This is a genomic window from Nitrosospira multiformis, from assembly GCF_900110185.1.
In the GTDB taxonomy this organism is placed as follows: domain Bacteria; phylum Pseudomonadota; class Gammaproteobacteria; order Burkholderiales; family Nitrosomonadaceae; genus Nitrosospira; species Nitrosospira multiformis_A.
Genome location: NZ_FOCT01000002.1, coordinates 341,893 through 355,282, shown reverse-complemented (window position 1 = coordinate 355,282; position 13,390 = coordinate 341,893). Strand labels below are relative to the sequence as shown.

Sequence of the window (13,390 nt, the reverse complement as noted above, 5' to 3'; positions counted from 1 at the left end):
CTGAATGGTCCAGATTGTAACGGCTGGCGGTACACCCCATTCGCTTTCATAGGGATGGGGTTTTTGTTGTAAAGCCGGCAGCTAATGAGTAGCCGGATGACTATCCGTTTGAAGGTTTACCAGCCATCGCTCTACTTCGCCCAGAAGAAAATTTATTTAATGAAACTAGCCGCTATCACTACTGCTGTTGCGATATCGAGTACCGTGATTGTCGCATGGGTACTGGCTGCAGCCCTGCGTCACAGCGTCTTTTTCTACACAGCGGACGGATATATGTCACCCAGAACCGCCGTACGCGTGGGACTCATGAAAGATGAAGAAGCTTCATTCTCCGGCGGATTAGCGTTCAGAAAGACCGGGGGCGGTGGTTATGATTACCGGGAAGAAATGGCAATTGCCTTCATTGATCAAACAGGCCACACTGATATTGACCTGCTCGCCGTATGCGAACGTCTGGGGGATTGCGAATTACGAAAATGAATGCGTCTCCTATCTCCTATGAGACGACAGACAGGTTGCTTCAAATCTGATGGACGCCTGATGAATGGATAAGGCCCCGTCCAGCGAGGGCTCCCACAGGGTTATTCCTGGATTCAGGGAGTTCCCGTGCTTCACCAGCAGAAGCATAAACCTTCCTGACTTTCGTTTGGCCCTGGGCTGATCATTCAGGAAATCTTCTTTCAAAACCCTTTACTGGCACTGGCCTTGTGACCAGCGCCGCCCACCTCCTCTGTTCACAGAAAAGCAGTTCCAATATTGCCCACAACACAATAATACCTGAGCTTGACTTACTGAACAGGTGAGATGAGTCGAGCCAAAGCAAGAGTAGAGGCGGTGGGTAGAGAGCTGGGAGAAGCCTGAGGCAGAAATCAAATCAAAGAAAAGCCGGGACAGGGAGAACAGGGGCCAGGAGCGGGAGGCCTTGAGTCGGACAGAGCATCAAATACGTTTTCCGCCTACACTCTGTCTCCTGAGCTTTGTCTGCCGGGCTTTCCGGTGATGCACTACACTATCACCCGGGATATCAAACTCGTCATCCCGGAATACACGTTGCGTTTCTTTCAATAAGTAAAAAATATCAGTCAATTTATAAACTATCCATCGCGCGAACATTCTCTAATTTTTTTAATATATATAGCTCCTGAAAATCATGAAATGGAGCCAACGGAAATCACGATCGCCGGACAAGGGAAGGACAAATGACAGCTCAATATAAAAGGGTGGATAAAATGAAAGAAGAACTCGACGCGTTGCGCAAATATCGGGATACGCTCCCGGCCGTTTTCAAATTCAACCGCCAGGGCCCGGCGGCACGAAATGAAGAAGACCGCATGAGCACCCCGCCTGAACCCGAAGCAATCAATGAAATCACCGTCCGTCTCGGTCCGGATATCGACGAGCGGCTAACCCGGCTCGTGGAGGAATACGGTCATAACAAGCAATATTATCTGATCGAACTTGCGCGGAACGGCATCGAAGCGCTGGAAGATGCGCTTGAAGCTGACCGGGTAGTCATGCTTTCCCGTCTCAAAGGTGAAAAGATGATTCCGCTTGAGGACATCATGAGGAAGTATGACATACAGGATTAGTTTCAATCCGGCGGCGCAACGGGATCTGGATAAGATGGAGCCCCAGGCACGCCAGCGCCTTCTGAGATACCTGAGCGAGCGCATCGTACTCCTGGAAGATGCGCGCTGCCTCGGCGAACCCTTGCTTGCTTCTCAATTTTTCGGCTACTGGCGCTACCGTGTTGGAGATTACCGAATCACCTGCGACATTCAGGACGAAGAGTTGCACATTCTCGTCGTGAAAGGGGGCAATCGGCGGATGTGTGGCGTTGGCTAAGTTTCGTTCGGATTCATTGGTCCGCGACAAATTTCAGGACGTTTCCGTTGATGCAATAGCGCTTGTGGCTGGGGGGCGGCCCATCATGAAATAGATGGCCGAGATGAATGCCCGAGCTTGCGCTCCGTACTTCAATCCGTTTCATGCCGTGAGAGTTGTCTTCGTGCAGGGTAACGGCGCCTTCCACCGGTTCAAAGAAACTGGGCCACCCCGTTCCACTTTCAAATTTGGTATTGCTGTAAAAGAGGGTTGCGCCTGTGACAGGGTCGATAAATCTTCCCGGACGCTTTTCATCAAGATTGGACGCGGTAAAAGGAGGCTCGGTACCTTGCTTGAAGGCGATTTTCTGCTGCTCGGGCGACAGCAGTTGAAAACCCAACCATTTCCAGAAATTGGATTTCTCGCCGTTGTATCCCGTGTAGCGAGCAACCTCCTTACCGTTCTTGAACAGCACGATGGTGGGGGCCGCGAACAAGGGCTTTTCCAGAGTCCAACCGCTGGGCGGATTCGAGTTCAACGTCCTGGCAATCGGCACTTCCGCTTGCCAATGGCTCATTATGTCTTTTTCGAAGCGCTCGCAAAATTCGCAATGCTCGGCCTCGAACGCCACCAGCTGCCGGGCAGGATTCAGATCGTCGCTCTTCAGGGCCTCCACGCCGATTTTGGACGGGGTCGAGGCCACAGAAGTGCCGGAAGAGATGGAGGACGTATGCGTCTGCGCAACTTTCCTGACTGACCCGGGATATTTCACTCCAGTACCACCCAAGCCGCAATACCCATCGGGATTCTTTTTCAGGTAGTTCTGGTGATATTCCTCAGCGGTGATGTAATTCTTGAGTGGCAGGATCTCCGTGGTGATTCTGCCGTAACCCGCAGCATCCAGTGCTTTTTGATAAACAGTCCGGGTTGCCAGTCCCACAGCCTTCTGGTTCGCGTCATGGTAATAGATGGCACTGCGATAATTACTGCCGATATCATTCCCCTGGCGATTGCCCTGAGTGGGGTCATGGCTCTCCCAGAATTTGCCCAGCACTGTTTCCAGCGTTACCTTGTCTGGATCGAAAACCACCTTGACCACTTCCGCATGATTGCGCACTGTAGTTTTACCGGTACGAAGCGCTCTTTCATGATTCAAAATGTCTTGGTAACCAGCGCCGGGAAGGTCACCGCCTGCATAACCGCTTTCCACGTCGACCACCCCGGGAATTTCTCCCATGCGCTTCTCCGCACCCCAGAAGCACCCCATCCCTAGAACGACGTAATCCGTTGCCTGCCCAGGTATCGTGATTTTCTCCACTGCATATGCACCCATAATAATGCCCAAGGCCGCTGCCATAGCTACAACCCTTTTCATTTCAAGATGCCCCTATATAAATCCTGGTTATGAGATCTCGATCTCGTTTTTTGATACTCCAGTGCAATTTGAAATCTGAAATGAAAATAAATTCCCCTGAGTACAACGATCGGGGGAGAGGATGGAAACGTCTCATGCATTCTTTTCCTTTCCGGGTCTGCGCTGGCTGTCAGGGGATTTCAAGGCGGCAGAAGCTCGGAAGCAATAACAGAGAGTTTAATAAGGGGCCATTTAGGACCTGTAGCATTGGAGCTCTACCCGACTGGGACGCAGCGTTTGAGGGGAAGAGTCAATGGCAAAGCATTATGGCTGGGCGCGGCTCTTCAATCGCATACCCTTGGGCATAGTCAACACCTATCTTTCGCAGCGCCTCAAGAAAAGACTCTTCCTCTACCCATTCCGCTATCGTCTGGATTTTCATTACATGGCCTATATGATTAATCGCCTCAACCATAGCATGGTCAATAGGATCATTGAGCATGCCCTTGATGAATGCTCCATCGATTTTTAAATAGTCTACAAGCAAGTGCTTGAGGTAAGTAAAGGAGGACATTCCGCTGCCGAAGTCGTCAAGGGAGAAGCGGCAGCCGAGCTCCTTTAGCTTGCGGATCAATGCGGCAGCCTGAGTAAGGTTTGCGATTGCCACAGTTTCCGTAATCTCGAAACAGATCCCGGCAGGATCAACCTGAGATTGCTTGAATTGGTCCACCACGAAATCGTATAAATGCTCATCGCAAATAGATGCGCCTGAGAGATTGATAGTGCAGGTGTCTTTTGTGCCTTGTGAGCGATATGAAGCGTATTGGGCAAGGGCATTGGTGATTACCCATCTGTCGAGTTGAGGCATGAGGCCATAGCGCTCCGCCGCGGGGATGAAGGCCATGGGAGGTACTAGCTCGCCATTTTCTCCTTTCATTCGCAGCAGTATCTCGTAGTGGTTAGCGCTTGAAGGTGCGGAAAGGGGCAATATTTTCTGTGAATACAGTACGAACCGCTGCTTGTCGAGAGCTTTGTGCAGGCGTTCCACCCATCCCATCTCGCCACGGCGTTTCTCGAGGTTCTTGTCATCAGAAGCATAGAGTTGAACACGGTTACGCCCCTTATCCTTGGCAAGGAAGCAAGCCGTGTCTGCCATACGTAAAACGTCCGAGAAAGTTTGCTCGCCACCGGAGAAAGTAGCCAGGCCGATGCTTATCCCAAGCGAGAACACCCGCTCTTCCCAGACGAAACGGAACTCCTGCACGGTTTGCCGCAGCACTTCAGCCACGCGAAATGCCGGTCCCCTTGGACATCTTTCAAGCAATAAGCCGAATTCATCTCCTCCCAGGCGCGCCAAAGTATCATCCTTTCGCAACTTTGCTTGCAGGAGGGCGGTGAGTTGTTTCAGCAACTCATCCCCTGCAAGGTGACCACAAGTATCGTTTACGATCTTGAATTGATCGAGATCAAGATAAAGCAGAGTATGCTCGTCAGCCTCTTTATCGCGCTCCAGGACCTGTTTCAGGCGCCGCTCGAATTCATGCCTGTTGATCAGCCCCGTCAAGGCGTCGTGCGTCGCCTGATAGCGCATTTCCATCGCCATCTTCTGTGCATGGCTGACATCGCGGAATACCAGCACGACGCCGATAATTGAACCATTTTGGTCTCGAATGGGCGCGGCCGAGTCTTCGATCGGAAAGGTTTGGCCGTCTCGCCGTATGAGCAACGCATGGGAATTGAGGCTTACGGTCTCCTTGTTCCTTAAAACCCTTTCGACCGGACTGGGTGCCAGCTTGTTGGTTTCTGCATGGATGATTTGAAATACGTCTTGAAGAGGCAAACCCTTTGCGTCATCGGAACTACAGCCAGCCATAGCTTCTGCAACCGGATTCAGATAGGTAACGCTCCCTTCGGTATCCGTTGTGATAACGGCGTCACCAATACAGCTCAAGGTAACGCGCAGGAGTTCCTTTTCTTCAAAAAGCGCTTTTTCCGCTATTTCACGCTCAGTGAGATCCCGTCTGAGTTGGGTTTGGATTTCCTTGGTACGCTTGCGCTCGGTGATATCGCGGATGGCGCTGGATACCAGGATTCCTTCCTCGGTTTCAATGGGACTAAGACTGATTTCAACAGGAAATTCAGTGCCATCGCGGCGCAGGCCGTAGAGCTCGAGTCCGATACCCATTGGACGCGTGCGGGGTGCACGGAAAAAATCTTCCCGAAACCCCGGATGTTTTGAGCGGTAACGGGGTGGAATAAGCATCTCCATCTTTTTACCGAGCAACTGTTCTCGCTGGTAGTCAAACAATTTTTCGGTTTGGGAATTCACCAGCACGATTTCGCCATTGCGATTCACAATGACGATCGCATCGGGTGCCGCTTCCAGCAGTCCGCGAAATTTCTGCTCCGCTTTTTTTCGATCGCTGATATCGCGGATTGCACTTATGCTAAACCTAGCCTCATCCGTTTCAATGGGACTCAAGCTGATTTCCACTGGAAATTCGGTGCCGTCCTTGCGAAACCCGTATAGCTCCCAGTCGGCGGCGACCATTCGGATATGCGGATGGGTAAAGTAAGCGGCGCGTTCTCCCGAATGGAGGCCGCGCTTGCGGGGGGGCAGCAGCATTTCCACGGGCTGGGCGCGAAGTTCGTCTGCGCTATATCCGAACAGTTTCTCCGTTTGCGTGTTGATCAGGACTATCCGTCCTGTCGAGTTCACTATGACTATTCCATCTGGTATTGAATCGAGCAAATTGCCGAATTTGGTATTGATCAGCTTGGCATCGCGCAACGCTTTGATATGCGTGATATCCGTACTTGTAATCAGGACGTAGCCATCCTGGCGCTGATCCTGCGACAAGACTTTGAATGACATGTTTACATAGACCAGCAAGCCGTCTTTTTTGCGACATAAGATCTCGTCCACTGAAGCCCTTGCCTCGTGCATATTTCTCAGGCTCTGGTTGATCTTGGATCGATGATCAGGGGCACCGACGAGTTCAGTAAGCCTCCTTTGCAAGGCTTCCGCCGCCGTATAGCCAAATATCGATTGCGCGCCCTTGTTCCAATAAACGACAACGCCATCGGCGGTGGTAACAATTGCGCCGCCAGGCATTTCATCAAGAACAAGCTTGCCAAAATCTGTTGTTATTACCTTCGGCTCCATTCAGATTTACGAAAAATAGGAAAGACTTTAAAAGAGAGAAGTTAATAGCTGCAAAGATTATAGGTGGCACGGAAATGACTATTTGTGCTGTCAATCGTTCGCTGGCTTTCGATGCCAGCAGATTGGCTGACATTTACATCATGGCTTTGGCGTGAAAAGAGGTAAAGCTATTTGCACCTGTAAGATTTTACAGGTGCAAAAGTACTCATTCTGTAGTCTCATATGTTTATTAACTCACGTGAATACAGAAAGTATTTCTTTAAAAAGCTGGCAGTGATAACTAGACCTGCTGTTTCCAGCAGTGCAAGGCCGATAGTAAAAGCGGAATAATTCAATGTAACCGGGTTTTCGAGTTTTCTCGGCTTGTCGCCCAGGTACCCGCGATAGAAGGGCGGACAATATCGAAAATCCAACTCTTAGGCGCGGACTATGACTGCTCCGAAGAGTTACCTGGCTTTGTCTGTCCTGGCATCTTATTCCTTTACTCCCACTCGGTGAGAAGATGGTGCTTGCTGAGGCGCTCCATCACTATAACAATTTATATCGATCATGAAGTTTGATACCACAGTAAGGGTCGGAAATCATTATTTGGTTTTTTTCCTGGATGATCAGCGGTACTCCTTGCATTTGCCTGCGGTGGAGGGCGTCGCACGCATGGTTTATATAACGCCGCTACCCGGGGCGCCGGAGATTGTGCTTGGCGTAGTTAATCTTCGCGGCAAAGTTGTCCCTATCGTGGACATTCGTCAACGGTTTGATCTTCCAAAGCGCGAAATTTTGCTGACTGACTGGCTGATTTTCGCCCATACGACGACCCGTGTTGTGGGGCTGGCGGTAAATTCAGTGATGGGAGTTGAGGAATGCCTGGAACAATGTGTGGTTCCAACAGCCGAATTCTTTCCTCCCCTCAAGTACTTAAAGGGAGTCATCAAATTTCAGGATGGATTGATCCTTATCCAGAATCTTGACGAATTCCTTTCATTAGAAGAAGAAAAGTCCTTGGATTTGGCACTTAGTACCTCATAGGGCATGCAAATCACCCTTCCTCATGTGCTGGTCTCGCAGCTAAGTGATTTAATAGCGATGAAGATGGGCTTGTATTATCCGCAAAAGCGTTGGGGTGACCTCGAGCGCGCAATTGCGGCTGCCGCACCCGAGCTTGACATGCCGGACACTGAAACAGCTGCCCGTCACCTCCTTTCCACTTCCCTGACCCGCAGACAGATCGAAATACTTGCTTGCCGCCTTACTGTCGGGGAGACCTACTTCTTCCGGGAGCAGAAATGCCTGGACGTACTTGAACAAAGTATTCTTCCGGAACTGATACGGAAATGCAAAGAAAACAATCGCCAACTGCGCATTTGGAGTGCGGGCTGTTGCACGGGCGAAGAGCCCTATTCGATTGCCATACTCCTTGATCGATTGTTCAAGAAGCATGGGGAGGAATGGAATGCGACAATCCTTGCAACAGACATTAATCCGGTATTCCTGGATCGAGCAGCCGAGGGCCTATATAGAGAGTGGGCTTTTCGGGGGACCCCGGATTGGATTAAAGAGCGTTACTTTAAACGAAAAAAAAACGGCCTATTCGAGATAGTGCCGCATATCCGTAAAAGAGTAACGTTCTCCAATCTAAATCTGGCCGAGGATGTGTATGCATCGCCGGCCAATGCCACCCGCGCCGTGGACGTCATCTTCTGCCGAAATGTCCTGATGTATTTCAGCTCTCCGGCAGTTAAAAGGATTGGACAGGGCTTTCATCGATCTCTAGTCGACTACGGATGGCTCATTGTGAGTCCGGTGGAAATGTCTGGTGACTCGTTTCCGCAGTTCCGACTTCATACCGTTTCCGGAACGGGCCTCTATCAGAAGATTGACAGTCACGACGGGCATGGAAAGGACAATTACTTCTCCTTTGGTCCGTCATCGGATGCCTTCTACAAGGTAGCTTCAGTGCCGCCCCCCAGTCTGCAGAGCTGGGAAATGCCCCTTTCGCTCGAAAGCATGGAACCGCAAATATTGCCGGTGGCATCAAGCCCCTTCACTCAATTAACAAGCGTGCAAGATGTTGCAAGCCAATCAGCGAATCAAGAGCGGTCCAATACGCTTTATCACGAAGCCCGCCGCTATGCCGATCGAGGCGACCTCACCAGGGCTGTAAAACAGTGCGAGGAAGCAATTTCCGCTAACAAACTGAACCCTGCGGCTTACTATCTCCTGGCAACGATTCGCCAGGAGCTGGGGCAGGCCAAGGAAGCAATGCGGTGCCTGATGAATACGCTATATCTTGATCCTGATCTTGTGCTTGCCCATTTTGCTTTGGGTGGCCTCTGTCTGACGCAGGGCAAAAGCCGGGAAGCAGAACGTCATTTTGATAATGCACTATCGCTGTTGAATGGATATTCATCCAACGACATTCTCCCGGACTCAGGCGGTCTGACCGCCGGAGACCTCACTCATGTCATTACCTCTATAAGGACATGCGATTCACTCAATCATCGGAAATAAAGAGTAGGGCATCACATGACAACTAGAACCTTAGGGTTTCAAAAAAGGAAAGTGGCTTCCGGGAATTCTCCTCGTGCAACAGTGGACAGCACTTGGATGCCTTCCAATGAAAAAATTCAGCAGATCTTGCAATTGAGGGCATTGGCCCTGGCTCAGGAGTTACCGGCTCAAGAGGTACGGAATGAAGACATTGAAATCGTGGAATTTATTCTTGGTTGTGAACGCTACGCCCTCGAATCGTGCTATGTCACTCAGGTCGCCGAGGTTGAGGACATCACACCGCTGCCCTGCACCCCTGGCTTTATTCGCGGCATTGTTACCCTGCGCGGGGAGATCCTGCCGGTCATTGACCTGAAGAAGTTTTTCGAAGTGCCGGAGAAGGAGTTGCGTGGACGCAACAAAGTTATCGTACTGCAGTCGGGAAAAATGACGTTCGGCATTCTGGTGGACGAAGTCCTTGGCGCCCGGTCTATCTTGGCAACCGACATTCAGTCATCTTTACCCACTCTTATGGGCATTCGTAAGAAATACCTCAAGGGAATAACCCCGGAGCGACTAGTGGTTCTTGATGCGGAAAATCTTCTCATGGATGAAAGCATCGTTGTAGATGAGCAAGTAGCCGAGTAGAGAAGTATCGAAATGGGTGAAGACGCTGAATTTAAATGACGAAACGAAGTTTTGAAAGGACAGCATGACCATCAGTGAAAAGATAATTGGAGGGTATTCCATCATACTGGCGCTTCTTGCACTCTCCACCGCTGTCGCATTCTATGCGCTTAGCCAGACACAGGCGACCTACGATCATTTTCTTCGCGTAGACGAGCGACTGATGGAGAGCGCGAATGAATTGCGGATTGCGGGGCTTGCGCAACAAACCTACGTTCGGGGTATTTTGCTTTATCCGGAGCTGCAGAAGACCAACCAGGCGCTCCTGCAAGACAATGATCGCCAGTTCAAGGAAATCCTCGAAAAAATTCGACAGCTAATGAGTGGAAACAAGGGGGATAGCCTACTCAACGAGCTCGAATCCCTGCACCAACAATTGGACGGGGCCCAGCAACAAGCCGTCCGACTCTCGTTTGAGCAAAAACCCGAGGAAGCGCTCGCCTTCGTAATTAATACGTTCCGTCCGCTCAGCCTTGCATTTATAGATAAAGCCAAGCGTTTCTATGAGAAACAATCTGCAATTCTGGAAAGTAGAAAAACTGAAGCGATGGAGAAAGTGAGGTCTTATACCACTGCGTTGGTGGCCGTTTCTTTATTTACTGTTTTAGTTGGACTAACAATCGGCATTCGCCTGAGCCGCATGATTACCGGACGGCTCCGGGAGAACATCGCCCAACTTGCGTCGTCTTCAGCAGAGATTCTTTCCACCACTTCCCAGGTTGCCGCTGGCGCAGCCGAGACCGCAGCCGCAGTAAGCGAGACGACCGCCACCGTGGAAGAGGTCAAGCAAACCGCATTGACTACGAGCCAGAAAGCTAAATATGTATCAGACAGTGCGCAGAAAGTTTCCAATATCTCCGAGGCTGGACGCAAATCGGTGGAGGAGGTTATTAGTGGAATGAATCGAATCCAGGAGCAGATGGAATCCATAGCTGAGAGCATTATGCAGCTCTCCAAGCAGGGGCATGCCATCGGTGAGATCATTGCCACAGTCAATGACCTGGCTGAGCAATCCAATTTGTTGGCCGTGAATGCCGCTATCGAGGCGACGCGGGCTGGGGAACAAGGTAAGAGTTTTGGCGTAGTTGCTCGGGAGATAAGAAGTCTGGCGGATCAATCCAGACAAGCCACTGCCCAGGTGCGAAACATTCTAGGTGATATTCAGAAAGCGACTAATGCTGCGGTACTCGCCACTGAGCAAGGCAATAAAGCGGTAGAGGCGGGGGTCAGGCAATCCACCGAGACGGGTGAAGCAATCCGCCTACTATCCACCAGCATCAGTGAGGCAGCACAAGCAGCTACCCAGATTGCGGCATCAAGCAAGCAACAAATGGTCGGCATGGACCAGGTGGCGATGGCCATGACTAATATCCAGCAGGCGAGCGAGCAGAACGTGGCAGGGACCAGGCAGGCAGAATCAGCGGCACAAGGCTTGTATGAGATGGGGAATAAGTTGAGTGTCCTCGTAGGCAGCAAGAAAGACTATTTCGTAAAGGAAGTGGAAAAAGTCCATGCCTGACAAAAGGGATGTACTTCTGGAAAGGCTCCTTGCAATGTTTCGCATCGAGGCAGAGGCCCATCTGAAGGATATATCGTCGGGACTGCTCGTCCTGGAGGGAAAATCTGTAGATACCCCGGCGTTCGATATCATTGAGAACATGTTGCGGTGCGCACATAGTCTCAAAGGTGCAGCACGAGCAGTCAATTTTGCCCAAGTCGAGGAGACCTGCCGTTCTCTGGAAAATGTATTCTCCGCACTGAAAGATAAAAGCCTTGCCGTATCGTCATCGCTCATCGATCGGCTGCTTAGGACGGTCGATGCCTTGGGAACGCTCGTTTCAGGAGAGGGCAGCATGGCTGAGCGGCAAAAGCTGTTGCTGACTACAGTAACCCGACAGCTCGATGAAACGCTGAAAAGTCCCATAAAAGAAGGGCGTACGGGCTCCTCCTTATCGCAGGCCGCATCACCTTTATCTTTGCTTCCCCCTGATGAATCATCCGTAACCCGTGCCGATGTAAGTGCATATTTGCGGACCTCTACTTCGAGCCATGCATCTGCAACAATCAGAGTGCCTACTGTAAAACTCGAAAAGGTTCTGCGTCAGGTTGAGGAATTGTTGCTGCCCTGCCTGACAGCGCGACAACGGGCCAAGGAGCTAGGCGAAATCACTACGACACTTACCGCATGGAAGAAGCAGCGCCTGCAAATCCAGTCGGCAGTCCGCATTATTGATCGCGAGTTGACATCCAGCCTCAAGGATAGTCCCTTCCGAGGACAGCATGGGCTCCCGAAGCTGCTCAAATACCTGGATGGGGAGCCGCTTCAAATGAAAGCGCTTGAGGAGCGGCTAGTGAGATTGCAGCGGACTATCGAACAAGACCAACGCGCACTTGCTGGCATGACCGATTGCCTGATCCAGGATGTCAAAGAAATGCAATTACTGCCTTTCTCGACGCTGTTAGATATTCTACCCCGATTCTCCCGCGAGTTGGCCCGCGAACAGGGCAAGAGCCTGGAGCTGGTGGTGAGTGGCGGCGAGGTGGAAATTGATCGGCATATTTTGGAAGAGATGAAAGACCCTCTGATCCATCTGGTGCGTAACTGCATCGACCACGGTATTGAGCAGCCCGCCGCCCGGTTAGCTAAAGGTAAGCCTTCGTCGGGAAGAATCACCTTCGCATGCTCGCAAAGCGATAGCGGTAAGGCTGAGATACGTGTAGCCGATGATGGGGGCGGAATCAATGTCGGTAAATTGAAAGCTGCCGCACACAAGCTTGGCGTAATGTCTGAGGAGGAGATGGAGCAACTGGGTGAGTCGGAATTGCTTGCGCTTATTTTTAGATCTGGTGTGACCACCAGCCCCCTCATCACCGATATCTCTGGACGCGGGCTGGGACTCGCGATTGTACGTGAAAAGGTTGAAGCTTTGGGCGGCAGCATCAAGGTCAAATCAAGTACTGATACCGGAACTGCTTTCCATATCTTACTGCCGTTAACGCTAACAAATACCCGCGGAGTTCTGGTTCATGCTGGAGGACAGCTTTTTGTTATTCCTTCAAGCAGCGTTGAGCGAGTAGTCCGAATCGCCAAAAACGAAATTCAGACAGTGAAAAATCGAGAAACCATTCTGGTAGATGAACAACCTGTTTCTCTGGTCAGGTTGAATGACATACTGGAACTGGCTCGCAATTCGGCAGAAATGGAACCCACGCACTATTTGCGAGGGATCGTTCTCAGTTCAGGTCTTGGTCGTGTTGCATTTCTCGTGGAAGAGGTTCTCGGGGAGCAAGAGGTAGTAATAAAAGCACTCCTCCCGCCATTGAAGCGGGTAAGAAACGTCGCAGGTGTATCCATGCTGGGAACTGGGCGAGTGGTCCCGGTGCTTAACGTACCTGATCTGTTGAAATCGGCTGTGAAAGCATCCTCGGCTACATTCATCTCTACTCAGGACTCATCGGCTGAGAAGCAGGGAACATCAAGCAAGCACTCTATTTTAGTGGTGGACGATTCCATCACTGCTCGGACGCTGCTCAAACATATTCTGGAATCGGCAGGTTATCGTGTGACTACAGCTGTGGATGGAGTGGAGGGTTATACCGCCCTTAAAACGGGCGCCTACAGCCTGGTAGTCTCTGATGTTGAAATGCCGCGAATGGACGGCTTTGCCCTGACAGCCAAGATACGTGCTGACAAGCAGTTGGCGACGCTGCCGGTGGTATTGGTAACGGCATTGGATTCACGTGATCACCGGGAGCGAGGCATCGATGTGGGAGCAAATGCATATATCGTGAAGAGTCGCTTTGACCAAAGCAACTTGCTGGAGGCGACCCGACGCCTGATCAGCATCAGCAGCATTAATCCGTGAGTTCCC

Annotated in this window: 10 protein-coding genes; 8 read left to right on the top strand and 2 right to left on the bottom strand. The window is 51.0% G+C overall.

Features of this window, described 5'->3' with window-relative positions; all coding sequences use genetic code 11:
* Positions 1 to 96: 96 nt before the first annotated feature.
* From BMY01_RS03840 to BMY01_RS03830, 3 genes are all read left to right on the top strand, one after another.
* Positions 97 to 480, top strand: a complete 384-nt coding sequence (locus BMY01_RS03840) for a hypothetical protein (protein WP_139176692.1) — start codon at positions 97 to 99, stop codon at positions 478 to 480.
* 719 nt (positions 481 to 1,199) lie between these two features.
* Positions 1,200 to 1,589 carry a hypothetical protein gene (locus tag BMY01_RS03835; protein WP_081353672.1) on the top strand — a complete coding sequence of 130 codons (390 nt, stop codon included), beginning with the start codon at positions 1,200 to 1,202 and terminating at the stop codon, positions 1,587 to 1,589.
* The gene (locus tag BMY01_RS03830) at positions 1,573 to 1,845 is read left to right on the top strand and encodes a type II toxin-antitoxin system RelE family toxin (RefSeq protein WP_074744434.1); all 273 of its coding nucleotides are present in this window, start codon (positions 1,573 to 1,575) and stop codon (positions 1,843 to 1,845) included. The genes BMY01_RS03835 and BMY01_RS03830 overlap by 17 nt, the downstream gene beginning before the upstream one ends.
* A 13-nt stretch (positions 1,846 to 1,858) precedes the next feature.
* On the opposite strand, the gene msrA is transcribed toward BMY01_RS03830, so the two are convergent.
* Together msrA and BMY01_RS03820 are read right to left on the bottom strand one after the other, a co-directional pair.
* Positions 1,859 to 3,199, bottom strand: a complete 1,341-nt coding sequence (msrA, locus tag BMY01_RS03825; protein WP_081353670.1) for a peptide-methionine (S)-S-oxide reductase MsrA — start codon at positions 3,197 to 3,199, stop codon at positions 1,859 to 1,861.
* A gap of 289 nt (positions 3,200 to 3,488) precedes the next feature.
* The gene (locus BMY01_RS03820) at positions 3,489 to 6,344 is read right to left on the bottom strand and encodes a bifunctional diguanylate cyclase/phosphodiesterase (protein WP_074744432.1); all 2,856 of its coding nucleotides are present in this window, start codon (positions 6,342 to 6,344) and stop codon (positions 3,489 to 3,491) included.
* Between the two features lie 549 nt (positions 6,345 to 6,893).
* On the opposite strand from BMY01_RS03820, the gene BMY01_RS03815 reads away from it, so the two are divergent.
* From BMY01_RS03815 to BMY01_RS03795, 5 genes are all read left to right on the top strand, one after another.
* Positions 6,894 to 7,370 carry a chemotaxis protein CheW gene (locus tag BMY01_RS03815; protein ID WP_074744430.1) on the top strand — a complete coding sequence of 159 codons (477 nt, stop codon included), beginning with the start codon at positions 6,894 to 6,896 and terminating at the stop codon, positions 7,368 to 7,370.
* 3 nt (positions 7,371 to 7,373) lie between these two features.
* The gene (locus BMY01_RS03810; RefSeq protein WP_074744428.1) at positions 7,374 to 8,852 is read left to right on the top strand and encodes a CheR family methyltransferase; all 1,479 of its coding nucleotides are present in this window, start codon (positions 7,374 to 7,376) and stop codon (positions 8,850 to 8,852) included.
* Between the two features lie 96 nt (positions 8,853 to 8,948).
* On the top strand, positions 8,949 to 9,479 hold the full coding sequence (locus BMY01_RS03805; protein WP_254772588.1) for a chemotaxis protein CheW: 531 nt from the start codon (positions 8,949 to 8,951) through the stop codon (positions 9,477 to 9,479).
* Between the two features lie 64 nt (positions 9,480 to 9,543).
* Positions 9,544 to 11,037: a HAMP domain-containing methyl-accepting chemotaxis protein gene (locus BMY01_RS03800; protein ID WP_074744425.1), complete on the top strand. Its 1,494-nt coding sequence runs from the start codon at positions 9,544 to 9,546 to the stop codon at positions 11,035 to 11,037.
* Positions 11,030 to 13,384 carry a hybrid sensor histidine kinase/response regulator gene (locus BMY01_RS03795; protein WP_074744422.1) on the top strand — a complete coding sequence of 785 codons (2,355 nt, stop codon included), beginning with the start codon at positions 11,030 to 11,032 and terminating at the stop codon, positions 13,382 to 13,384. Before BMY01_RS03800 ends, BMY01_RS03795 begins: the two co-directional genes overlap by 8 nt.
* The last annotated feature ends 6 nt before the right edge of the window (positions 13,385 to 13,390 follow it).

What these genes read in the sequence shown, in the direction of transcription:
- BMY01_RS03840 (WP_139176692.1), top strand. Translation starts at nt 97, where the DNA reads ATGACTATCCGTTTGAAGGTTTACCAGCCATCGCTCTACTTCGCCCAG.
- BMY01_RS03830 (WP_074744434.1), top strand. Translation starts at nt 1,573, where the DNA reads ATGACATACAGGATTAGTTTCAATCCGGCGGCGCAACGGGATCTGGAT.
- BMY01_RS03815 (WP_074744430.1), top strand. Translation starts at nt 6,894, where the DNA reads ATGAAGTTTGATACCACAGTAAGGGTCGGAAATCATTATTTGGTTTTT.
- BMY01_RS03835 (WP_081353672.1), top strand. Translation starts at nt 1,200, where the DNA reads ATGACAGCTCAATATAAAAGGGTGGATAAAATGAAAGAAGAACTCGAC.
- BMY01_RS03810 (WP_074744428.1), top strand. Translation starts at nt 7,374, where the DNA reads ATGCAAATCACCCTTCCTCATGTGCTGGTCTCGCAGCTAAGTGATTTA.
- BMY01_RS03805 (WP_254772588.1), top strand. Translation starts at nt 8,949, where the DNA reads ATGCCTTCCAATGAAAAAATTCAGCAGATCTTGCAATTGAGGGCATTG.
- BMY01_RS03795 (WP_074744422.1), top strand. Translation starts at nt 11,030, where the DNA reads ATGCCTGACAAAAGGGATGTACTTCTGGAAAGGCTCCTTGCAATGTTT.
- BMY01_RS03800 (WP_074744425.1), top strand. Translation starts at nt 9,544, where the DNA reads ATGACCATCAGTGAAAAGATAATTGGAGGGTATTCCATCATACTGGCG.
- msrA (WP_081353670.1), bottom strand. Translation starts at nt 3,199, where the DNA reads ATGAAAAGGGTTGTAGCTATGGCAGCGGCCTTGGGCATTATTATGGGT.
- BMY01_RS03820 (WP_074744432.1), bottom strand. Translation starts at nt 6,344, where the DNA reads ATGGAGCCGAAGGTAATAACAACAGATTTTGGCAAGCTTGTTCTTGAT.